Below are 23,914 nucleotides of genomic sequence, written 5' to 3'. Positions count from 1 at the left end.
CGACTTTCGCGGTGCTTTTTCGCGAAACTCGACTCTGACCTCACATGACGGATTCGGAGAAAGATAGAACGCGCTACATGGTTTTGTTTTCAGCGGCGCGGTATGTACTCCGTGGCCCCCACTTAGCTACTCTGACCCCAGTTAGCTACGCGTGCGGAGCTCGACGAAACCCGATTGCGGGTTTTTTTGCGTTATATGGATTTCTCAATGGCTTTCGATGACTTCAAACTTGTAGCCGACACCGTAAATCGCGTGGATGACGTTGCGGCCGTCGAAGAAGGGTTCCAGCTTGCGGCGCAGGTTTTTGATATGGCTGTCGACCGCGCGGTCGGTCACCGTGCGGTAGTCGTCATGCAGCTTGTCCAGCAGCTGGTCGCGCGAGAATACCCGGCCCGGCGTCGCCGCCAGCGCTTTCAGCAGCCGGTATTCCTGCGGCGTCAGGCTGAGCGTGACGCCGTCGATGCTGGCTCTGTGCAACTCGGCATCGATGTGCAAGGCTGAGGGCGCAGCAGGGATGTCGTGCTGGCGGCGGCGCAGCATCGCCTTGATCCGCGCCACGATCTCGCGCGGGCTGAACGGCGTCTTGCAGATGTAGTCGTCGGCGCCCAGTTCCAGTCCTTGCAGCCGGTCTTCCTCTCCGATCCTGGCGCTCAGCATCAGGATGGGAACATCGCTGAATTCCCGCAGTTGGCGGCAGATCTGCCAGCCATCGCAGCCCGGCAGCATGATGTCGAGCAGGATCAGGTCCGGCATCTTGCTGCGCACCTGCGGCAAGGCCTCGCGGCCGTCGCTGATCCAGCGGGAGGCATAGCCGGCGGCGGTCAGGTAGGTTTGCAGCAGTCCGGCCATTTTCGGCTCATCCTCGACAATCAGGATATCGGCGGAAAGCGGGGCGGAGAACTTGAAGTTATCTGTCGGCATGGCGAGTATTCAGGCCAGGCTGGCGGGCAGCCGTATGCTCAGGCGCAGGCCGCCGAGCGCGGAAGCGTCGGCGCTGATGCTGCCTTCGTGCGCTTCGACGATGTGCTGGCAGATCGCCAGTCCGAGCCCGGCGCCGCCATGGGCCCGGTTGCGCGAGGCGTCGGCGCGGAAGAAGCGTTCGAACAAGCGTGGCAGCGTTGCCGCCGTAGTGCCGGGTGCGCTGTCGTCGAACTGCAGCAGCCAGCGCCGCTGTTCGCGCTTGCCCGTAATGTTCAGGCGGCCGCCGCTGTCGGTGTAACGCAGGGTATTTTCCAGGATATTCTTGAACAATTGCTGCAGGCGGCCAGCGTCGGCGTGCACCAGCATCGGCTGCTCCGGCAGCTCGATGGCGACCGCCAGGCCATGTTCGCGATAGATGTCTTCGTAAGACTGCAGGCTGGCCCGCAGCAGCGCGCCGATATCGATATCGGCCTTGCGATAAGTCAACGCGCCGGCATCGGCCAGCGACAATTCATATAGATCGTTGACCAGTTTGTTGAGCGTGGCCACTTCCGATTGCAAGGACTTGACAGTCTCCATGCTGGTGTCCAGCAAGCCGTCTTCCATCGCTTCCAGCTGGCCGTTCAGTATGCCCAGGGGCGTGCGCAGTTCATGCGAGACGTCGGCCATGAAGTCGCGCCGCATTTTTTCATTGCGTTCCAGCGTCAGCGCCAGCTGGTTGAAATCGGCGGACAGGCGGCCGATTTCATCTTGCGTCGCCACCTCGACACGGGTGCTGTAGTCGCCGCCGGCCAGCCGGTGCGTGGCCTTGGCCAGGCGAGTCAGCGGCGACAGCAAGACGTTGGCGATCTTGATGGCGATGAAGCCGGTAAACAAAATCGACACCAGGCCGATCAGCAGGTGCGCCAGCAGCTGCTTGTGCTGGAAGCGCTGGTCGATCGCCGTGATCACGCTCTCGAACGGCGTCAGCGCCACCCAGCCGACGATGGCGCCGTCGCGCATCAGGGGGCGCAGCAAGGCATCTGCCTGCATGTCGCGAAAGCCGGCCACGAATTTGCGGTCGGCGTCGAGCAGCGTAAAACGCAGATGGGCGCCGGTCAGGTCGGATCCGGATGGCGCAAAGCGGGATGACGGCGTATCGGAATCGAGTTCAGGGCGGGTGGTGCGCAACAGGTAATGCCAGGCGCCGGGATTGTCCCTCATGAATTGCCAGCTGCCGTGTTCGCGATATGACTGCTCAAGGTGCGGCGTCAATTCTTCCATCCGCTCTTGCGCCTGCTCATTCAGGTAGCCCAGGAAATCATGGGTGAAACTCAGGCGCGCCACCACGCTCATGGCGACAATCACCGCTACCGCCATGGCCAGCATGGCGTAGAAAAGTTTCAGTCGGATGCTGGTTCCGGACAGGATGAGGCGCACGGCAGGGTCCTTGGCGGCTGGTCGATTTGCGTTTTAGGGTAGCAAGGAAGTGAAGTCTTGGGAAGATTTTCCGGACTATCTGCTTCCTCAATATTCCTCCACATTTTGTCCTTACCATGGCAGATCCGATGAATTCTTAGATCGTAGCCATGCCCCGGCGCAAGTTGAGGGAGCGGCTGCAACTCCGCCATGCTACCTAGAAAACTCCTGCTGAAGCTGATGCTGACCCCGCTGCTTGCCGCTGCCGTGCTGGGCGCCTGCTCAAAATCCATTGACGTGCCGGCGCCAAAAGCCGCGGCCGAAGTCGGCACCGTCACCGTGCGGCCGGAGCCGCAGTCGGTGTCGACCGAGTTGCCCGGTCGCACTGTCGCGTATCTGAGTGCGGATATACGGCCGCAGATCAGCGGCATCATCCAGCGCCGCCTGTTCACCGAAGGGGCGGATGTCAAGCAAGGACAAGCCTTGTACCAGATCGATCCGGCCACCTACCGGGCCGCTTTCGACAGCGCCAGGGCTTCGCTGTCGAAAGCGGAGGCGACATTGCGCGCCTCGAAACTGAAAGCGCAGCGTTACGTAGAGCTGAACAAGATAGATGCGGTCAGCAAGCAGGATAACGACGATGCGCAAAGCGTGCTGAGCGAAAACCAGGCGGCGCTGGAAGTAGCGCGCGCGGCGCTGAAGACGGCTGCCATCAATCTTGAGTTCACCCGCATCGCGGCGCCGATCTCTGGCCGCATTGAAACCTCGACAGTCACGCCGGGGGCGCTGGTGGTGGCGCAGCAGAGCGTCGCCTTGACCACCATACAAAAAATCGACCCGATCTATGTCGATGTGACGCAGGCCAGCGTCGACGTCTTGCGCTTGCGGCGTGAACTGGCCAGCGGCAGCATCAAGGCGGTCGGCCGCGACGAAGCGCCGGTGCGGCTGGTGCTGGAAGACGGCAGCGTCTATGCGCAGACGGGCAAGCTCAGGTTCAGCGGCCTGAGCGTCAACACCGGCACCGGCATGATCACCTTGCGCGCGGAATTCCCGAATCCGGACGGCATGCTGCTGCCGGGCATGTATGTGCGGGCACGGCTGGAGGAAGCCGTCGACCAGGCCGCCATCCTGGTGCCGCAGAAGGCCGTCACGCGCGACGCCTTGGGCGCAGCCACGGCCCTGATCCTGAACGATGCCGGCAAAGTCGAGCGCCGCGCGCTGACGGTGGGACGCGCCATCGGCAACCGCTGGTGGGTCAGCGATGGCTTGCAGGCGGGCGACAAGGTGATCGTCGACGGCCTGCAAAAAATCAAGATCGGCGATAGCGTACGCGCCGTCGATATGAGCGCGCCGCCGCAGATGCAGCAGACGCCGCTGATCAGCGCGCGCTAAGGAAGGACCATGGCGCACTTCTTCATCAACCGGCCCATCTTTGCATGGGTCCTGGCCATCGTCATCATGCTGGCGGGCGCGATTTCCATCGTCTCGCTGTCGCTGGAGCAGTATCCCGACATCGCTCCGCCCAAGGTCAACATCCGCGCCAACTACGCCGGCGCCTCGGCCAAGACGCTGGAAGATTCGGTCACGCAGGTGATCGAACAGCAAATGAAAGGCCTGGACAACCTGGAATACATGTCGGCCTCCAGCAGTTCCGCCGGCAGGACCAACATCGCCCTGAGTTTCAAGGCTGGCACCAATCCGGACGTGGCGCAGATGCAGGTGCAGAACAAGCTGCAGCAAGCCAGCTCCCGGCTGCCGCAGGCGGTGCAGAGCACCGGCGTGACGGTGACCAAGGCCGCCAGCGACACCCTGATGATCGTATCGCTGGTCTCGGACGATCCCAAGGTCACGGGAGTGGATATCGGCGACTTCATCAGCAGCACGCTGACGGATCAGATCAGCCGGGTGGAGGGCGTCGGCGACGTCACCGCTTACGGCACCAACTACGCGATGCGCATCTGGCTCGATCCTGCCAAGCTGTATAAATACGCACTGATGCCGTCCGATGTCAGCCGTGCGCTGGAAGCGCAGAATGCGGAAATCTCGGCCGGCCAGCTGGGTGGATTGCCGGCCGTCCAGAGCCAGCAGCTGAACGCCACCATTACCGCCCGCAGCAAGCTGAGCACGCCGGAGCAGTTCCGCCAGATCGTGGTGAAATCCGCCAGCGACGGCGCGATAGTGCGGCTGCAGGATGTGGCGCGGGTGGAAATCGGCGCCGAAAGCTACGATGTCAAGGCCCAGCAGAACGGCAGGCATTCGGCGGCGCTGGCGGTGCAGCTGGCGTCCGGCGCCAACGCCCTGGCGACTTCCAAGGCTGTGCTGGCCAAGCTGCAGGAGCTGGAACCGTATTTCCCGCCGGCGCTGAAACTCAGCAGCACTGTCGGCTACGACACCACGCCGTTCGTGCGGGTATCCATCAAGGAAGTGGTCAAGACCTTGCTGGAGGCGATCGTGCTGGTGGTGCTGATCATGTACCTGTTCTTGCAGAACCTGCGGGCAACCTTCATCCCGGCGATCACGGTGCCGGTGGTCTTGCTCGGCACCTTCGGCGTGCTGTCGCTGTTCGGCTATTCGATCAATACCTTGACCATGTTCGGCATGGTGCTGGCGATCGGCCTGCTGGTGGATGACGCCATCGTGGTGGTGGAAAACGTCGAACGGCTGATGGCGGAGCAGGCGCTGAGCGCGAAGGAAGCGACCCGTAAAGCGATGTCCGAAGTCAGCGGCGCGCTGGTCGGCATCGCGCTGGTGCTGTCCGGAGTATTCATTCCGATGGCGTTCTTTGGCGGCTCGACCGGCGTGATCTATCGCCAGTTCTCCGTCACCATCGTTTCCGCCATGAGCTTGTCGGTGCTGGTCGCCCTGACCCTGACGCCGGCGCTGTGCGCCACCATGCTCAAGCCGCACGTCCACGGCCAGGCTGCGCGGAAAGGCTTCTTCGGCTGGTTCAATCGTACGTTCGAGCGCAATGCACGGCGCTATCAGTCAGGCGTCGCCGGCGTGCTGGGGCGTGGCCGCCGCAGCCTGCTGACCTATGCGCTGGTTGTCGCGGCGATGGCGGTGTGCCTGATGCGCTTGCCTACCTCTTTCCTGCCGGATGAAGACCAGGGTGTGCTGAATGCCCAGATCCAGCTGCCGGCGGGCGCCACCGAGGAGCAGACCACGCAGGTCATGCGCACCGTGCAGCAGTATTTCCTGAAGCAGCCTGAGGTGATCGACGCTTTGCTGTCGATTACCGGTTCCGGCTCGGGCGGCAATAGCCAGAATGTCGGGCGCGCCTTCATCAAGCTGCAGGATTGGGATAAGCGCAAGGAAAAATCCCAGGGCGCAGCCGAGATTGCGCGCCGCGCCAACCGGGATCTGGCGAAGATACGCGACGCCAGGATTTTCGTGACCCTGCCGCCGGCGGTGCGCGGTCTCGGCCAGAGTTCCGGCTTCGATGTGCAGATGAAGGATGTCGGCGGGGTCGGTCATGACGCGCTGATGCAGGCGCGCGACGAGTTTGTCGCCTTGGCCCGCAAGAGCGACAGGCTGGCCAATGTGCGCACCACAGGTCTCGACGATACGCCGCAGTTCCGCGTCGATATCGACGACAGCAAGGCCGGCGCGCTGAGCCTCAGTACGGCAGACATCAACTCCACCATGTCGACTGCGATGGGCGGCGCCTATGTCAACGATTTCCTCAATAATGGCCGGGTCAAGCGCGTCTATGTGCAGGGCGATGCGCCGTTCCGGATGCAGACCGCCGATCTGGAGCTATGGCACGTACGCAACGCCGCCGACCAGATGGTGCCGTTTTCCGCGTTCACCAGCTCGGCGTGGACTTACGGGCCTTCCTTGCTGGAGCGCTACAACGGCGTTTCTTCTTTCGAGATCGTCGGCGAGCCGGCGGCAGGCGTCAGTTCCGGCGCGGCGATGCAGGAAGTCGAGCGCATCATGGCGCAGATGCCGGTCGGGATAGGCTATGAATGGACTGGCGCGTCGTACCAGGAACGCCTTTCCGGCTCGCAGGCGCCGTTGCTGTACGCCGCTTCCATCCTGTTTGTATTTCTTTGCCTGGCGGCCTTGTACGAAAGCTGGTCGGTGCCGTTCGCGGTGATCCTGATCGTGCCGCTGGGGATCATCGGCACCGTGTTGCTGACCTCGGCCAGCGGCTTGTCCAACGATGTCTATTTCCAGGTCGGTTTGCTGACCACTGTCGGCCTGTCGTGCAAGAACGCGATCCTGATCGTCGAATTCGCCAAGCAGTTGCACGAGTCGGGCAAATCGCTGCTGGAGGCGACGCTGGAAGCGGTGCTTCTGCGCCTGCGGCCTATCCTGATGACTTCGCTGGCGTTCATGTTCGGCGTGCTGCCGCTGGCGCTCGCCAGCGGCGCCGGTTCGGCCAGCCGGCGCGCTATCGGCACCGGTGTCCTGGGCGGGACGATTTCGGCGACGCTGCTGGGAATTTTCTTTACCCCCTTGTTTTACTATCTGATCTGCCGCCTGGTGCAAAAGCGCCGCGGCGCAGTAGCAACGGCTGAACCGCAAAAGGCAGGTGACTGATGCGCAATATTTTATTGATACCCGGCCTGGCGCTGCTGCTCGGCGGTTGCGTCAACCTGGCGCCCGATTATGCGCGGCCGGCCGCGCCGGTGCCGTCCGCCTGGTCCGAGAGTGCAAGCCAAGGGACGGCGCAGGACGCCGCCGATGCGCTTGACTGGCGCAGCTTCTTCATGGATGCCCGCCTGCGTGAAGTCATCGCGCTGACACTGGCCAACAACCGCGACCTGCGGGTCGCCGTTCTGAACATCGAAAAAGCGCGCGCCCGATACCAGATCCAGGATGCATCCAGATATCCGGCGCTCGGCGTCGCTGCCGGCAACAACATTGCACGCACGCCAGCTGAGCAGGCCAGCGGCAGCGCCGCGACTATCTCGCGCAACCAGAGCGTGCAACTGGGCTTCAGCTCCTACGAGCTGGATTTTTTCGGGCGGTTGAAAAATCTCAGCGCGGCGGTGCTGGCGTCCTATCAGTTCAACGTTGAAACGCAGCGCAGCGTGCAGATCAGTCTGGTGGCGGAAGTTGCCGGCGCTTGGTTGGCGCTGGCGGCCGACAACGAACGTGCGCAGCTGGCGCGCGATACCTTGAAAAGTCAGCAGATTTCCTACGATCTGAGCCAGCGCAGCCATGCCATCGGCTCTACTTCCGGACTGGACTTGTTGACGGCGCAAGCCAGCGTCGAAGCAGCCCAGGTGGATCTCGGCGAATTCACCAGCCGGGTGCAGCAAGACGCCAACGCGCTCAATCTGCTTGCCGGCACTGCCGTGCCCGCGCACTTGCTGCCGGACGGCATCCCGGATGCATCCGCGCCGCGGCTGGCGACGCCGGCGGAATTGTCTTCCGAATTGCTGCTGAGACGGCCCGACGTGCTGGCGGCGGAGCAGACCCTGATTGCCGCCAACGCCGATATCGGCGCGGCGCGCGCAGCATTTTTCCCCAGCATTACGCTGACCGCCGGCGGCGGCGCCGCCAGCAGCAGCCTGGCCGGCTTGTTCAAGCCGGGCAGCGGCGCCTGGAGCTTCCTGCCGTCGATCAATATCCCGATTTTCAACGCCGGCCGTAATCGCGCCAGCCTCGATGTGGCAAAAGTGAGCAAGGAAATCGAGATCGCCAATTATGAAAAGGCGATCCAGATCGCCTTCAGGGAAGTCGCCGATGCGCTGGCCGAGCGCGCCACGCTGTCTCAGCGCCTGGGCGCCCAGCAACGCCTGGCGGACGCTTCGGCCAGGAGCTATCGCCTGTCGGAGGCGCGCTACCGCAGCGGCATCGACAGCTATCTGAATTCGCTGGTGGCGGAGCGTACCTGGCATGGCGCACGGCAAAACCTGATTTCCTTGCGCCTGCTGGAACAGAACAACCGGATCAATCTCTACAAGGCGATGGGAGGAGGCTGGAGCAGCTCCTGACGCACTGGATGAGATCGTGATAGGCTTCCACGTCGATGCGAGGTGCGCGGTTCTTCATTGAACCTGGCCGGGTCGACCTGCGAATTGTCGACTATTCCAAACCCGAAAGCCCGTGCGATGAATACCCAGACTATCCTCACCTTCACCGCGATGGCAGCCCTGTCCATCCTGAGTCCCGGACCGTCCATCCTGCTCAGCCTGCGCAACGGCGCCACCTACGGCCCGCGTTCGGTGATGTGGTCCGGCCTGGGCAATATCTCCGGCGTGTTTTGCCTGTCGACCGCGGCGATACTCGGCCTTGGCGTCCTGCTCAAGTCATCCGCGCTGGTGTTCGGCGTGGTCAAGCTGATCGGCGCCGGCTATCTGTTCTATATCGGTGTGCGCCATTTGTTCGGCCGCGGCACCGTGCTGGCCGTCGAAGTTGAAGCCGGTAGGGAAGAAGTCCCGCCAAAGCGCCGCCAGCTGTATGGCGAAGCGTTCCTGACTGCGGCTACCAATCCCAAGGCCGTGCTGTTCTTCACCGCGCTGTTCCCCCAATTCATCAGCGCCAAGACCGCCTTGCTGCCGCAGTTCCTGATCCTGATGGCGATCTTCATGACGATCTCCTACAGCACCCATCTGAGCTACGCCTTCATCGCCTCGCGCGCCCGCGGCATGCTGGTCAAGCCCTTGTTCGCCAAATGGCTCAGCCGCTTCGTCGGCGCCGCTTTCATTGGCTTTGGTTCGCTGTTGCTGACGTTGCGGCGGCAAGCGGTATAAGCACGGGCCTCAGGCGCGGAGGGCGCCTGGCTTGCTGCAGGATGCTGCCAGCATTTGGCCAATGATCGAACTGATAGAATGACGCTCGTCACCATTGGAGCCGATATCTCATACCTATGAATTCCCACTTCAAACCCCTGTTGCTGTGTGCCGCCGTTTCTCTGCTACCGCTCCTGCATGCGAATGCCGATACTACTGTGCGGTCTATCGATCAGGTGCGCGGTGCGATCAAGAACCGCGATGCCCGTGCCGCCTTCGACCGTGAAATGAGCGGTGCGCCCTTGCCGGACGGACTCGGTGTGCAATTGCCGCCGGGCTTTAGCAAGAGCCTGCTGGCGGCGCAGCTTGCGCCTGGGAGCGACCCGGCGCGCGTGGTGCTGGCCGGCGCCAAGCCGTGGCCGCAGCGGCCGGGCTGGTATGTGGCGGTGGTATGCCTGGCGGCTTCACCTGCACATGCAGCGCAGGCCCTGCAATATCAGGCATCTTCCTGCGACGGTTTCCGCGACAGCCAGGACAATGAAATCCGGTTTGGCGTCTTCGAACGCAACGGCGAGGCGGAACCGCGCCTCATCGCCAGGACTGAGGAAGCCGTCGCCGTACCTACCGACTGGGGCTCGACCAATATCGACACCCCGCAAGCGATTGGTTCGGAAGACGGCAAGGGGCCGGCAACCGGCCTGCCGGACAACTGGCAACGCTTCGATCTCGCTCCCTACATGCTGCGCGAGGGCGATTACGCCTTCGGCGTGCGGGCCGGATGGTTCGAAGGCTATGCCGGCGGCGGCGCCTCGTTCGAAGCCTTGTACCTGTTCCACATCGACGGCAAGTCGCTGCGCGTTGTGTTTGCGCAGCCTATGCTGTTCAACAAGATGATCGCCGGCGACTGGCATAAGGACGGCACCCGCAGCCACGATGTTTACTACGGCAGCAACGCGCTCAATGTCCTGCCAGGCATGAGCCATGGCTTCCATGATCTCCAGTTGCGAGAGCAGCACGGCAAGTGGCGCCAGACCTTGCGCTGGTCGGAAAGCATGAAGGCCTACGAGGTGCAGTGAGCAGCCAGGAATTCCAGGCGCGGGCAATAAGCGTCAAAGACAAATCCCGGAAAATATGTCACTGTAAGGCGCAAGCGCGATTTCATGCCTGCGTGCCGCCGTGATTGACCGCGCGTCGGCAGCACGGCGAAATTTGAACCGGAGCGGAGCAGGGGAGACTATGAAGCTGACATATTGGGTAGCCGTCAACCTGGAAGGCGACAAGACCGACGCCATCATTGCCAGGACCAGGCACGACTGCGAACAAAAAATCCTCGCCTACGGCAGTCCGGCGGAGTACGCCCAGCCGGTAAAAAAATCCTTCCTCTACGAAGACGTATTCGACCTGTTCGAGATGGCCACGGCCAAGGACGGCGGACGCGGCATGGGTTAGCGTCTCTGTGCGCCCGCGACTGGCGCGGACTTTCGCCGGACAAGCTATAGCGCTTTCGGTCGCATCAATAATCAATAATCAATAATCAATAAAATAATATAGGAGACACCATGAGAAAAAATGCCATGCTCACATTGCTGGCGGCAGCTTCATGCTTCATCTGCACGACTGGCTTCGCGCAAACGGACAACGCACTGATGGCCGCTGCCAACAAGAAGAAGCCGGAATTCGTGCGCGACCTCGCCACCCTGGTGAACATCGATTCCGGCACCGATGACGCCAAGGGCCTGGGGCAGGTCGAGACTTTCCTTGCGCAGCGCCTCAAGGATCTCGGCGCCAAGGTCGAGATCGTCGCCGCACCGCCCTCGGCCGGCAAAATGGTGCTCGGCACGCTGCAAGGCAAGGGCACGAAAAACATCATGCTGATGATTCACTTTGACACTGTATTCGGCGTGGGCGAGGCCGCCAGGCGGCCGTTCAGGGTCGAGGCCAACAAGGCCTTCGGGCCAGGCGTCGCCGATGCCAAGGGCGGCGCCCTGATCGTCCTGTATGCGATCGACCTGGCGCGCGAGCGCGGCATCGACGGCTACAAGACCCTCACCGTGCTGTTCAACCCGGATGAAGAAAAGGGTTCTGCGGGTTCTCGCGAAATGATACGCAAGTTGTCTGCCGACCAGGACTATGTGCTGATCTATGAACCGCCTGAAGCTGAGCGCGTGACCGTCTCCACCAACGGCATCGCCCACGTCAACCTGAGCGTCAAAGGCCTGGCCTCGCACGCCGGCTCGGCGCCGGAAAAAGGCCGCAACGCCGCTGTTGAAATCTCCAACCAGATCGTGCAATTGAAAGACCTGGGCGATACAGCGAAGGGCACTACCGTCAGCTGGACCGTCATACAGGCCGGCGACAGGGCCAACATCATTCCCGACAAGGCCAGCGCGATCGCCGACATGCGCATGTCCGACCTGAGCGAAATCGCCCGGGTGCAGGCCGATGCCGACAAGATCGTGCAGAAGAAACTCATCCCCGGCACCGAGGTCAGCGTCAAGGTCGAATACGGCCGGCCGCCGTTCAGCAAGAACCCGGCCAGCGATCGCCTGGCCGCCGTCGCCGATCGCATTTATCGCGAGCTGGGCAAGGCCATCGTCCCGGTCGGCATGCGGTATGGCACCGACGCCGGTTTCGCCTACAACCCCAAGAGCGGCAAGCCGGTGGTGCTGGATGGCATGGGCATCGTCGGCGACCGTATCCACTCGTCCGACGAATGGGTTGACCTCGACAGCGTGGCGCCGCGGCTTTATCTCACCACGCGCTTGCTGGAAACGTTGGCGAAGCCGGATAGCGAATAGGCGACGGCGAGCGGCTGGCTATATGGTTATCAAAACCCTAACCCGGCTTTTCGTCGCGCTTAACACACGCAGCTAACTTGGGGGCAGAGTGAACTTTCTGCGCGCTTTTAGCAGAAACTTCACTCTGCCCCCACTTAGCGGGCCACGAAGTACATGCCTCGTCCATGTGAGCGCCTCCCGTTTGCAAGGTTTTCGTATGCGCCGATGGACAGGATCGGTTGCAGTTCTATATCCGGCCTTACTGCAGCCTGATACGCTGCGGGCCGTCATGGATACATTGTGCGATCCTCCCTGCCGTGATCGTTTTCGAGCGCCTTCAAAAAATGCAATCCGTCGCCTTCCCAAGCAGTCCATCCACGGAAAACAGCAGGCTGGAATAGCGCCGATTGACCGTCGCCGATCTCCTATTTACCATGCCGCTTAGTCTGTTAGCAGCGCTACAAGCATTGCGCAGACGACCTGACCCGAAAAAAATACCATTGACCACCAATCTGGAGCGAGAGGGACTATGAACATACTTGGGAAAAAAATCGCAAAACTGCTGCTGCCGTTTCTGATCCTGGCGACAGCCGCCGCCGGCACCATGGGCAAGGAGCCTGACGGTCGTGAAATCGTCGCCGACCTGGGAAAGATCGTCAATCCACAGGGCGTGCAAGAGAATTACAAAGTGAAGATCGGCGGCGTCGATCAATGGCTGTATGTGCGGGGACAGGACCGCGACAATCCCATCATTCTTTTCATCCACGGCGGCCCGGCATCGCCCAGCGCGCCTACCATGTGGATGTACCAGCGCCCGATCGAGGAATACTTCACCGTCGTCAACTACGACCAGCGCGCCTCCGGAAAATCTTTCCTCGAAGCCGATCCCGACGCCGTGCGCGGCAGCCTGCACATCGACCGGTATGTGAATGACGCCATCGACATCGCCCAATACGTCAGCAAAAAATATGGAAAGAAAAAGGTGATCCTGGCCGGCCACAGCTGGGGCACCATCGTTGGCATGAAAGCCGCACTGGCGCGGCCTGACCTGTTCTACGCCTACGTCGGCATCGGCCAGGCGATCAATGTGCGCGAGAATGAGCGCATCAGCTTCGAATTCGGCCTGGCGCAGGCCCGGAAAGAAGGCAACCAGGCCGCCGTGAAGGAAATGGAAGCCATCGCTCCCTATCCGGGCGCCCAGCCGATCACCCGCGAACGCATCATCATTGCGCGCAAATGGGCGCAGTACTACGGCGGCCTGGCGGCCTACCGCAGCGACTTCGGCTACTACTTCAATGCGCCGCTGCTGTCGCCGGAATACGACCAGAAAGCGACCGCCGCCATCGACCAGGGCAATATGCTGACGCTGGGCGCCGTGCTGCCGGAGTTTCTTGAAGTCGATCTCAAGCCGGTAGTCAAGTTTCCGATACCAGTCGTCATGTTCATGGGGCGGCACGACTACACCACGCCATCCCAGCCCACCGAGGAGTGGCTGAAGAAAGTGGATGCGCCCTACAAGAAGGGCATCTGGTTCGAGCACTCCTCGCACCTGGTGCAGTTCGAGGAACCCGGGAAGATGCTGCTGAGCCTGCTGACCTATGTGCGGCCGCTGGCAACGGACAACGCTGTCGAACTGCCAAAATCATCGCCTTGAGCGTCGCCGCAGCGAATTTTTCCGTTCATCCGTAAGGCAAGGCTGGCTCGCCGGGAAAAGGAAATGCCGGACCTGGCCTTACCTCATTCTGGCAACAGCCAGTTCCTGGGCAAGCTGTAGTGCTGCTCGCTCAGCAGATCGATGCCGCATTCCAGATGCTCGACCCAGTCGATGAAGCGCGCCACCATTTCCGGCCCCCGGAACATGCAGCCGTGCTGCGGCACGATGCATTGGATATCCAATTGCCTCACCATCGCCGCCCACAAGCGGCAGGCGCGGTTGCCGCTCATGTAACGGCGATGGAACGATTGCATGCTGCGCAAGTGGGCCGAGAAATCGCTCACCGGCTGGGCCGCATCGATATTGCTGACCATGGATGCCCCCAGGTCGCCCGAGAAAAGGATTTTGCTGACCGGATCGTAGAACTGGAAATTGCCTTCGGAATGCAGGAAGTGCGCCGGCAGCGCCAGCACTTCGCTCTGGCCGATCTGGATCCGGAAGCCGTCGTCCGGGATGGAAATGATGCGGCCCGCGGTTTTCCCTGCCGGGCAAAAGTGCGGAATGAAACGCGACCACAGCTTGGAGATGACCACCTGGCATTCCGAGCCAGTCAGCCAGCGGCCGACCGAGGCGACAATGTCGGGGTCGGCATGCGAGGCCAGGATGTATTTCAGCTCCTTCGGCGGGAAGAAGCGGCTCAGCGCGATGAACAGCTCGTTGTAAGTCATCTGGCCGCCAGGATCGATCAGGGCGCCCTGGCCATGATCGTAGATGAAGAACTGATTGGTCTGGACGACTTCTCCTTCATCTTCTTCGACCAGGTCGGAAAACATGACGCAGACATGCTGGCCGTTATTGAAGAGCTCGGTTGCCATTGATTTTTCTGGTGGAATGAATAATCGATGAGCGTAGTACGGAGTGGGGGTGTGGTTCCTTGATAAATATCAAATTCTCGGCAGCTTGTATGGAAATAGGGATGCAATATATTTTGGATTGACCTGTTGGTGATTCCAAACTCACGAGGCGCCGCCGAGTCAGCCAGCGCCGGATTGCTGAGTCCACGATCGATTCAAGTATTGATCTTCTTGTCTAAAATTGAAAACTACATAAAAAATTCCAAAGTAGTTATTTTTCTGTTCGCGCCTACAGGTCTCGGATATGCGTAGAAAATTTTATTTTTTCCGCATTTGATCTACCCAGGGATTTTCGGATCAACTGAAACTTGAGGAAATAGCTCTTAATCAGCACGGGGGAGCAATAGGAGCACTGCTCTAAGCACTGCTCTATTTGCCTGCGATCTGCTTACCCTCAGGCCGAAAACCATCATTCAGCGTCTTCAGGAAAGCCACCACATCCTTGATCTCATCATCCGTCAGCGCAGGCGGCGCTCCCGCCTTGCTGTCGAACGGCGCATCGGTCACATCGACATTGGCGTGATACGCCGCAGGCAGATCGTCGTACTTGTTCAGCTTGCCGTCCTTGCCGCGCGGGTACCATTTTTCCGGCTTGGTTTCGCGTTCGACGTAAAAATGCACGACCTCTTCCAGCGAATGAAACACGCCATTGTGGAAATACACCTGGCGGGTGGCGGCGTTGCGCAAGGTGGGCGTCTTGAAGTAGCCGCAATAATTCAGCTGCTTGGCCGCATCCTTGCGCCAAGGGCCGCACATGCCGAGGTCGAAATATTTGGGATCGCGGTTGGCCAGGATGGCTTTGTTGCGCGGCGCCGCCAGCGCTTCAAACTGATAGTCGGTGAATGCCGGCGGGAAGCGGCCGTCGCGCGAGGGTTTTTCGATGTGGCAGGTTGCGCAGTTTCCTTTCTTCGGATCCTTGAACAGCTTGAGTCCGCGCATTTCCTGATCGCTCAGCTGCACCTGCTCCGCCAGGTAGTAGTCGTACTTGCTGTCGTAAGGATGGAAGCTGCGATCCTCTTTCTGGTAGAGCGCCAGCGCGTAATAGGCTTCGCCCAGCGCCAGGCTGGGCGAGGTGAATACGCTTGGGCCAAACAGCTGCAGCATGTCCTTGGCATAGGGCGCGGCCTTGAGCTTTGCCAGCAGTTGCGCGGCGCTCTTGTTGGCCATTTCATTCGCCGCCAGCAAAGGGCCGCCGGCCTGGTCAGTCAGGTTGGTGGCCCGCCCATCCCAGTCGAAGCCGCCTTGCGGCACCACTTCCTGCGTGGCTGCCGCCGGCTGCAGCGTAGCCTTCGCTACCGTGCGAGCGGGCGATGCTGTACCGGACTTGGCTTCAGCTGCCTGCAGGACGGCGCCTTTGTCATCTTCATCGGGCTTGGTGTCCGGGCCGATGGAGAATGCCGGCGCGTGTTCGTGATAACGCAGCGACGGCACCGCGCGTCCTCCCTGGGCTTGCAGATGCATGCCGCCCAATTGCACTGCCAGGCCGTTGGCGGGCGCATGGGCATTGTCCGGGTTGTGGCAGGACGCGCAGGACAGCTTGCCGGATGCCGACAGGGATTGATCGTTGAAGATTTTTCGTCCGACCTCCGCCACCGCGCTTAATGGCGCCGCCGATGCATTCAGGCGCGCCAGCGCTGCCTGGGCAGCCGTTGGCGCTACAGGGGCAGCGGCGGGCGCAATGGCAACGGGCGCAACGGCAGCGCTGCCCTTGTCTTGACGCTCACAGGCGCTCAGGAAAAACGCCAGCGTTGCGAACGCGAGGATGGCTGTGCGTGGCGATGCCGAGGCAACAAGAGCAGGGCGCGGCTGAAACCGGATTTTCATAAGGGCTCAAGGATGTGCAACGGTGAAATTTCCAGCGCAGCCGGCAGGGCCTGCGAGCGCAGGCTGAGCATCTGGATGAAAACAATAACCCGACACAATAGCGCCGAAATATTTCAACTTGATGAAATCGCGGGTTTTGTCATGAGAGCCGATGCATCAGTTGAGGAAACCTGCAGGTCATCATGCGGTAATAAGCCGACCCTACAATCCAGCTCCGAATGTTTCTCAGTGAAATTGACACTGTGTCATTTTTCGATTGCCGGCAGTATCCGGCAAGCGGCGTTTCAACAAAGATTGGCGCGACAGAACAAGCTGCATGGCGCGCTAATGGACTATCGGACTATCGCAATTGATCATCAATAAAGAGTAATGCGGGGCGCACTGCCGGGACCAGAGGGCAGGGTTATTGACGGACGACCTTGTTGCCGCTGGATGCCAGCCGGACGCAACCGCATTCATCACAAAAAACTACATCAGGAGCCTTAATGAAACTGCATTCAAGATTTGCGGAGCATCGCTTCGCGAAGCCGGCGCTTACGCTGGCCATCGCCGCCGGCCTGCTGGGCGGCTGCAACTCCGGCGACTCGTCGTCTGGCGTCACGGTACCGTCGGCGACAGCGAAAACCGCCACGGCTATCAAGCATGTGGTTGTGATCTTCCAAGAAAACGTCTCCTTCGACCACTATTTCGGCACCTACCCAAACGCCGCCAATCCGGCCGGCGAGCCGGCATTCACTGCCGCTGCCAATACCCCGGTCGTGAATAACCTGCAAACGCCGCTGGATGTCACCAAGAATTTCGCGGCGCTCAGGGTGCCGAGCCTGCTGACAGCCAACCCGACCACGCTGAATACCGGCAACGGCGTCAACGCGATCAATCCTTTCCGTCTTGACCGTTCGCAAGTCGTCATCGCCGACCAGGATCACGATTACCAGGCAGAGCAGATGGGCTTCAACGGCGGCGCCATGGACCTGTTCCCGGTCTCGCTGGGCGCCGGCAACTCGGCTGCGCCGCAAGTGCTGACGCCGCCGCTCAACACCAACGGCCTGACCATGGGCTACTTCGACGGCAATACCGTGACGGCGCTGTGGAATTATGCGCAGCACTATGCGCTCAACGATAACTCCTTCGGCACGACGTTCGGGCCATCGGCGCCGGGCGCGATCAACTTGATTTCCGGCCAGACCAACGGCGTCATCGCCACCAACCTGGCGGCCAGTCAGGTTGATAATTATGCTGCCGGCGGCGGCTATTACGGCGAGTTGTCGAGCGACGGTGCGGGCGGCATCAACCTGGCGGGCGATGCCCAGCCTTTGAACGATGCCTGCATGACGCGCGACGCGGCGCAGCTGAGCGGCAAGAACGTCGGCGACCTGCTCAACGCGGCGAACGTCAGCTGGGGTTTCTTCCAGGGCGGCTTTGACCTGACCGTGACCAATGCGGACGGCTCGACCGGCTGCAACCGCACCACCACATCGGCAATTACCGGCGTCACCAAGAAGGACTACATCCCGCATCATCAGCCGTTCCAGTACTATGCCAGCACGCAGAACCTGAAGCATGCCCGTCCAAGCTCCGTAGCGGCCATCGGCAATACCTTGCAGGCAGACGGCAAGACGCTGGATCCAGCCAACCACCAATACGACATCCACGACTTTTTCGATGCGGTATCGGCTGGCAATTATCCTGCGGTCAGCTTCCTGAAAGCACCGGGTTACCAGGACGGCCACGCCGGCTACTCCGATCCGATCGACGAGCAAGCCTTCGTCACCAAGGTCATCAACTTCCTGCAGCAGCAGCCGGGCTGGAGCAACACGCTGGTAGTGATTGCCTATGACGATTCGGACGGCTTTTACGATCACCAGGCCAGTCCAATCCTGAATCCGTCGTCCAACACCACGGCCGCCGCCGCTTTCAGCAGCAACGGCCTGACCGCGCCAGGCGTGGCGGACATGCTGAACGGCCCAGGCGTATGCAAAACCAATGGCCCGGGTTCGCTGCAAGGCACGGTGACTGCGCTGTCCGGCGCCTCCGGCAGAGCTGGCGCCCAAGGCCGCTGCGGCTACGGCCCGCGCCTGCCGCTGCTGGTGATTTCGCCATATGCCAAGACCAACTACGTCGACCACACGTTGACCGATCAGACCTCGATCCTGCGCTTCATCGAAGACAACTGGCTGTCCGGCCAACGCATCGCGGGCTCCTACGACGCAATTGCCGGCACGCTGAACAACATGCTGAACCTGAACGGAACGCCGAACACATCGAAGCTGATCCTCGATCCGGCGACAGGTCAGCCAACTTCCAGCTCGACCAGCAAAACCGCCGTGACCGCGGCTGCTTCAAAAATCTGATAACGGCATAGCGCCAGCTAGGGCCTGTTAACACTTAATTGGGGAGATGCGTTCCAACCAAAACGTGTGCTGGCAAGGCGCGTGGCATAGCTGGGGCTGAAGCCCCAGCAAGCCATGCAACGCCGCCAGCGCACGTTTTGGTTGGAACCCTTCGGGAACGGCTGCAGGCGTCACATGCCGTCGTTACGACTCCTTGCCGTAGCACCGCTACGTCGCGTCGTCGCGCCTAGGCCTGTAACGCCTGCCGCACGTTCGCACTCCCAAATTAAGTGTTAACAGGCCCTAGCTTGATCGGCCGATTCCCGCCATGGGAGTGACCGATCAGGACGGCGCGCAAAGCCCGGCTGTAGATTGCCCGTTCCTTGCCTGCCATGGCGGCGAGGGACGGGCTTTTTACCGGCTGCGCGCAAGGGCGATCAATCACTGGAGAATATGATGAGCTTGAAGAAAATTGGTTTTTCGACGCAGTTTGCCGCACGCATCCTGAAAACGGCGCTGGGCTGTGCGGCCGGCGTGGCGCTGCTGGTTTCTGCCGGCGCCGCCCATGCCGCAGGCAGCGGCAACCTGATCGTCAACGGCGGCGGCGAAACCGGCGTCTGCGCGACCGACTGGAAAGCGGTTAAAACCGTGCCGGGCTGGCAGGTATTGCTGGGCAATCCGACGCTGGTATGCTATTCGGTGGCAAGCTTCACCACGCCATCTTCGCCGGCCGCCGGCAATGCTTTCATCGCCGACGGTCCTTATGGCGACTCCGCACTGATGCAGACCGTCAGCGTGGCTTCCGCCAGCAGCGCGATCGATACCGGCACGGTGACTTATTCCCTGTCGGGCTGGCTGGGCGGGTATACCGTGTATGCGGGGCAAGCGGTAGTTACCGCAAGCTTCCTCGACGCTGCCGGCAAGGTGCTGGGCAATCCGGGTGAACTGTCCGGCGTCACGGCCAGCGCGCGCGGCAATGCCAATGCCTTCATCGCCAAGTCGAACAGCGGGACGGTGCCGGCCGGCACGCGCTCGATTGCGGTGCAGCTGCAGTTCATCAATACATCAGGTTCCTACAACGTCGGCTACGCCGACAATCTGTCGCTCACCTTGTCGACTCCTGTGCCTGCGCCAGCCCTGGCAGCGCCGGCATCGACGGTGCCGGCCTTCGACCATGTGTTTTTCGTGATGATGGAAAACACCGATTACTCGCAAGTGATAGGCGACGCCACCAACGCGCCGTTCATCAACTCGCTGGCGCAGGGCGGCACCTTGCTGACCAATTACAGCGGCGTCTACCATCCCAGCGACGAGAACTACCTGGCGGTCTCGGGCGGCGATACTTTCGTCACCGGCGCCATCTATTTTCCGAACATCAAGGTTGGCGCCAGCCACATCGGCGACCGCCTGGAAGCGATAGGCAAGACCTGGAAAGCCTACGAACAAGGCATGGGTACCCCGTGCAACACCAAGAACAATGTCGACAGCTATTACCAGCCGGACGACGCGCCGTTCATCAACTACACCAACATCTCCGGCAACCAGGCCCGCTGCGCGGCGCATCTGTTCGATACCACCCAGCTCAGCACCGACCTGCAGTCGGCAGCCACCACGCCGAATTTTTCCTGGATAGCGGCGGACGACAACGCCGATGGCGAAGCATCTGGCAACGGCTCCGCCAACAGCCTGCAGGTGCAGGATGCTTGGCTCAAGCAAACCTTGCAGCCGATATTCGCATCGCCGGCATGGACCAATGAGCGTTCGCTGCTGATACTGACCTGGGACGAATCGTCAGGCAGCGCCGCCAACCATGTCGGCGCCATCGCCTACGGTTCGCAAGGACTGGTCGGCAGCGGCGCCATCAGCACGGCGAGCTACAACCATTACAGCGCCGGCCGCACCATCGAAAGCGCGCTCGGCATCAGCCCGCTGACCGCCAACGATACTTATGCCCAGCCGATCAACGACGCTTTCACACCGAATGCAAAAGCCGCGGCTTCTTCGTTCAGCGCGGCCATGCCGAATGTGCAGCAGGGTGAAAACATCGCTTTCAACTTCAGCACCACGCTGGCGAATACCAATTCGTCCAACTGGGTCGGCATCTATCCTGCCGGCGCCAGCCCGGGCGCCAACAGCGCCACGATGTGGCAATACGTGGCGGCGCAAGGTGGCGTGACTTCGTTCAGCACGGCGTCGCTGGCGCCTGGCGCTTATACGGCGTGGTATTTGTACAATGGCGGTTACACCAAGCTGGCAGGGCCGGCTACTTTCGTGGTCAGCCAGTAAGCGCGTCTTTATCGTTTAACGGCAGGAACAAAAAGCACTTGCGAGAAATCGGAGTGCTTTTTGCTTTTCAGGTTGACAGGGAATACTGAAAAATGTCTTTTTGCAAAAATTCAGGAGCTTGTTTTCCTGTTCATATGCCAGCCTGGGTCGATATGAATCCGATGCGCCCAATGGTCTTGTCGGCTGCCCTTGTCAGCCTGCAGTCAGGGGCCAAGGGGGTGCTACAATTTTGGCGTTGCCAAAACTACTCATCGAGATTCCTATGCCCACGCGAACAGCGTCATGCACTTGCGGTCAGCTACGTATTGAAGTCCATGGCGCGCCGACCGGAATCGGCGTTTGTCACTGCCTTGCTTGCCAGCAGAGAACCGGCAGTGTCTTCGCCGCCCTTGCCAGCTTTGCCGTTCCATACAAGGTCATTGGCGCCGCCACCGAGTATGTCCGCACCGGTGATCAAGGGGCAAGCTTCATCTTCCGATTTTGCCCGGTCTGCGGGACCAACGTGTTCCACACCGAAGAAGGAGAAGCCGGCCGCGTAAGCGTCGCCGTCGGCGCCTTTGCCGATCCTGGCTTTCCGGCTCCCCAGCTTTCAATCTACGACTGCCGCAGGCATCCCTGGATTCAGCTGCCGCCTGGCACCGTGGTTTTCGAGAAGGATCCTACCTGACATTCGAGTCCGCAGCGCCGCGGCAAAGCTTTGCCCGACAGAGCGAACCGGGGGCTGTAATGACACCTCTCATCAGCAGACCGTGCTTCAGATTGAGGCGCGAATCAAGGGGGGAAGGCTCTTCAATAGAAGTGATGTGTCATTGCAAGGCCTGTCCCGTCATCGTCAGTTGCGGCAATGAGTCAATTCAAAGTGCTCGACACCGTCGTATGAGTTCATCATGTGCGCCAGTTCGGACATCGAGGTTCCTTTCTTGCTGTCGATCGCGACGGCAATGAAATGCCATTTCGCATGCCTGTCGTGCGAGCTGATGGACAGCGAGTCCTTGGCGATCTCATAGCCGTGCGTCAAGGCGATCTTGCGCAGTGCATCCTCATGGGGGATAAAGTTTTTTTCGAATTCAACCTGGATGGCGACGCCCGCGCGGGACGGCAGCCAGTATTCAAGCTTGGCCACCCAAACCATGCAGCCGGCGGACAAAAGAGTGAGCGAAATCGCGGCGATGTAAAATCCCACGCCGACCAACACCCCGATCGCCGACGCCACCCAGATCGATGCCGCCGTGGTGAGCCCGCGGATATTCAAGCCTTCCTTCATGATCACGCCGGCGCCAAGAAAGCCGATGCCGGTGACCACGCCTTGCACCACTCGCGTCGGATCCGGATTGAGAGGTACGCCGGCATGCCCGCCATACCAGAGCGCCGGATAGCCGACGAACACGGTGAGCGCTGCCGAAGCCATGCACACCAGGCCGTAGGTGCGCATGCCGGCGGCGCGTCCGTGATAGGCGCGCTCGTAGCCGATCAGCATCCCTAAAAACAGGGCGCCCAGCAGGTTGAAAAAAATCAGGACATTGGCGGCTATTTGCGGGGCCGACCAGTAGGCGGCCAGTGAATCGACTGAAAGCATGTTCATGTATCTTCTTTTAGATTTTTTATACTCCCAAAAGGGGAGGGACCGTGCTCAAGTTCATGCGCGCGGCTAACAGTTCGGCTTTCTTTCGGCTCCCGGCTCCAATTGCCCTGGCTGACTTTCCTGCCGCCGCGCAAGCGTGCAAACCTTGATTCTATCAGCCGGATTGCCCATCGACAGCATATGCCAGGGCTTAGCTTGATGAAAGTCTCAGTGGCGCGCCGTTCCTGAGCGCGGCAATGCTTCCTGTCGGGGGCGTCGCTATCGGCTGCAAGATCCTACGGCTGACACGCCGCCTGCGATAACTGTGTGATCCATGCGCGAATCATCTCGTCGCCTTCAGTATGATTTACATGGCGCCCAATGACGGGCATCACAGCCTCTGTATCGGTGTGGGTGATACGGTAAGCCAGGATGGATTCATCCGGTTTGCCAGGCTGGATATCGTATTGGTAAGGTAGTCCGGGACCGGCATAGGCCAGGGGCTTTTTGCATACCCCCCATTTACCGGAGGCGTTGACGTCGTTGACCACATTGAAGCCCAGGAACAGGCCGCTTTGCAATGCCTGTCCCGTGGTGCTGTGGCAATGGGCGCAGTTGACGTCCAGGTAGGCGCGCGCCCGCTCGGGCAGGGGTTGCGAGGCGTCGCTCCAATCAGCGTTTTTTGGCGTATTGTCCGCGCCTGGCAAGCCCGCCAGGATGTTGAGTTCAGCCAGGTTCACCAGCTGATTTTTCGTGCCGTTATCGTATTGATATGTTTTGTTCATGTTGCGCGCCTTGGGACCGATAGGCAGGATCGCATTGCCGCCGGCATTGGCGGTCGCGTGGCACTGCTGGCAAGCTTGCGCGTTCGGCACGGAATATTTGAATTGCTCGCGCGAGTTGTCGGCGGCAACCAGCTCTATCTGAGCGCTGGCGCCCCCGGTCTTGAGCTTGGCGTCCTTCTGGTCCTCATTCCAGACATAGGGCAGGCCAGCCCAGCTGCCGTCGGCCTGGCGCACCAGGACCCGGGTTTCGATCAAACGGTTTTGGGTGAGATCGACGCTTTCCCCCTGGGTGGTCTGGTGACCGATACGTTGCGCGCCGATGAAGGCCGGGTCGCTGGCGGCAGCTTTCGGATAGTAGAAGGTTTTCATGATCACCGACCCGACCGGGAAATCGAAGGTGGTGTCGGCGTTATAGCTGATCTGTTTGCCCTGCGGGACATAGATGGCGCGGAATTTGAAAGTGTAGTCGGAGAACAGGCTCGAATTCAGATCGTAGGGTACGGCGCCGGCATTCAGTTTCAAGGTCTGGCCGTCGGATAGCAGGAACTGCCAGGACGAAAGATTCGCCGGAGCCGTGTATTTGTCAAAGACCTTGATCGTACCGGTATCGACGGCAGACGAGTCGCTGCTACCACCGCCGCCGCAACTGATCAACAGGGCAGATGTCGCCAGCAAGGCCGCGGCAAGCAGCAGAGGGCGGGTCAGTGTATGTGTGATTTTCATGCGTATTCTCCGTGCTTGCGCAACTGCTGCGCGTATGGATGCTGTGGTTTTTTTC

Annotated in this window: 17 protein-coding genes; 11 read left to right on the top strand and 6 right to left on the bottom strand. The window is 60.7% G+C overall.

The window, feature by feature from the left end; genetic code table 11:
• Positions 1-204: 204 nt before the first annotated feature.
• Entirely contained in the window at positions 205-921 is a 717-nt protein-coding gene (locus AC07V8_RS04560; RefSeq protein ID WP_494677477.1) for a response regulator, read from the bottom strand.
• 9 nt (positions 922-930) lie between these two features.
• Positions 931-2,340, bottom strand: a complete 1,410-nt coding sequence (locus tag AC07V8_RS04555) for an ATP-binding protein (protein ID WP_494677476.1) — start codon at positions 2,338-2,340, stop codon at positions 931-933.
• A gap of 189 nt (positions 2,341-2,529) precedes the next feature.
• On the opposite strand from AC07V8_RS04555, the gene AC07V8_RS04550 reads away from it, so the two are divergent.
• The 8 genes from AC07V8_RS04550 to AC07V8_RS04515 all read left to right on the top strand — a co-directional run bounded on the left by AC07V8_RS04550 (position 2,530) and on the right by AC07V8_RS04515 (position 13,436).
• On the top strand, positions 2,530-3,711 hold the full coding sequence (locus AC07V8_RS04550; protein ID WP_494677475.1) for an efflux RND transporter periplasmic adaptor subunit: 1,182 nt from the start codon (positions 2,530-2,532) through the stop codon (positions 3,709-3,711).
• Between the two features lie 9 nt (positions 3,712-3,720).
• On the top strand, positions 3,721-6,864 hold the full coding sequence (locus AC07V8_RS04545; RefSeq protein ID WP_494677474.1) for an efflux RND transporter permease subunit: 3,144 nt from the start codon (positions 3,721-3,723) through the stop codon (positions 6,862-6,864).
• Positions 6,864-8,267 (top strand): efflux transporter outer membrane subunit, encoded by a 1,404-nt coding sequence (locus AC07V8_RS04540; protein ID WP_494677473.1) that lies wholly within the window; start codon positions 6,864-6,866, stop codon positions 8,265-8,267. The genes AC07V8_RS04545 and AC07V8_RS04540 overlap by 1 nt, the downstream gene beginning before the upstream one ends.
• 117 nt (positions 8,268-8,384) lie before the next feature.
• Complete coding sequence (locus tag AC07V8_RS04535; RefSeq protein ID WP_494677472.1) at positions 8,385-9,026, top strand: LysE family translocator; 642 nt, start codon at positions 8,385-8,387, stop codon at positions 9,024-9,026.
• A gap of 197 nt (positions 9,027-9,223) precedes the next feature.
• Positions 9,224-10,081, top strand: coding sequence for a hypothetical protein (locus AC07V8_RS04530; RefSeq protein WP_494677471.1), 858 nt, complete (start codon positions 9,224-9,226; stop codon positions 10,079-10,081).
• Between the two features lie 160 nt (positions 10,082-10,241).
• Positions 10,242-10,454 carry a hypothetical protein gene (locus AC07V8_RS04525; RefSeq protein ID WP_494677470.1) on the top strand — a complete coding sequence of 71 codons (213 nt, stop codon included), beginning with the start codon at positions 10,242-10,244 and terminating at the stop codon, positions 10,452-10,454.
• 110 nt (positions 10,455-10,564) lie between these two features.
• Positions 10,565-11,803 (top strand): glutamate carboxypeptidase, encoded by a 1,239-nt coding sequence (locus AC07V8_RS04520; protein WP_494677469.1) that lies wholly within the window; start codon positions 10,565-10,567, stop codon positions 11,801-11,803.
• A gap of 508 nt (positions 11,804-12,311) precedes the next feature.
• Positions 12,312-13,436, top strand: a complete 1,125-nt coding sequence (locus AC07V8_RS04515; RefSeq protein ID WP_494677468.1) for an alpha/beta hydrolase — start codon at positions 12,312-12,314, stop codon at positions 13,434-13,436.
• 83 nt (positions 13,437-13,519) lie between these two features.
• Here AC07V8_RS04515 and AC07V8_RS04510 read toward each other — a convergent pair whose 3' ends face one another.
• Positions 13,520-14,311: an oxygen-binding di-iron domain-containing protein gene (locus AC07V8_RS04510; RefSeq protein WP_494677467.1), complete on the bottom strand. Its 792-nt coding sequence runs from the start codon at positions 14,309-14,311 to the stop codon at positions 13,520-13,522.
• A gap of 408 nt (positions 14,312-14,719) precedes the next feature.
• Positions 14,720-16,174, bottom strand: coding sequence for a cytochrome-c peroxidase (locus tag AC07V8_RS04505; protein ID WP_494677466.1), 1,455 nt, complete (start codon positions 16,172-16,174; stop codon positions 14,720-14,722).
• Between the two features lie 485 nt (positions 16,175-16,659).
• Here AC07V8_RS04505 and AC07V8_RS04500 point away from each other — a divergent pair, with 485 nt between their 5' ends.
• The 3 genes from AC07V8_RS04500 (at position 16,660) to AC07V8_RS04490 (ending at position 21,457) form a co-directional block, all read left to right on the top strand.
• Positions 16,660-18,525 carry a phospholipase C gene (locus tag AC07V8_RS04500; RefSeq protein ID WP_494677465.1) on the top strand — a complete coding sequence of 622 codons (1,866 nt, stop codon included), beginning with the start codon at positions 16,660-16,662 and terminating at the stop codon, positions 18,523-18,525.
• A gap of 435 nt (positions 18,526-18,960) precedes the next feature.
• Entirely contained in the window at positions 18,961-20,790 is a 1,830-nt protein-coding gene (locus AC07V8_RS04495) for an alkaline phosphatase family protein (RefSeq protein ID WP_494677464.1), read from the top strand.
• Positions 20,791-21,052: 262 nt separating this feature from the next.
• On the top strand, positions 21,053-21,457 hold the full coding sequence (locus tag AC07V8_RS04490) for a GFA family protein (protein WP_494677463.1): 405 nt from the start codon (positions 21,053-21,055) through the stop codon (positions 21,455-21,457).
• Positions 21,458-21,622: 165 nt separating this feature from the next.
• On the opposite strand, the gene AC07V8_RS04485 is transcribed toward AC07V8_RS04490, so the two are convergent.
• Together AC07V8_RS04485 and AC07V8_RS04480 are read right to left on the bottom strand one after the other, a co-directional pair.
• Positions 21,623-22,372 (bottom strand): MgtC/SapB family protein, encoded by a 750-nt coding sequence (locus AC07V8_RS04485; RefSeq protein WP_494677462.1) that lies wholly within the window; start codon positions 22,370-22,372, stop codon positions 21,623-21,625.
• A 275-nt stretch (positions 22,373-22,647) separates the two neighbouring features.
• Positions 22,648-23,859: an SO2930 family diheme c-type cytochrome gene (locus AC07V8_RS04480; protein ID WP_494677461.1), complete on the bottom strand. Its 1,212-nt coding sequence runs from the start codon at positions 23,857-23,859 to the stop codon at positions 22,648-22,650.
• Between the last annotated feature and the right edge of the window lie 55 nt (positions 23,860-23,914).

The sequence above is a fragment of the Collimonas sp. GW821-FHT02H07 genome (genome assembly GCF_059421505.1).
The sequence above is the reverse complement of the archived record's forward strand: the minus strand, read 5'-3'. Positions and strand labels throughout refer to the sequence as shown.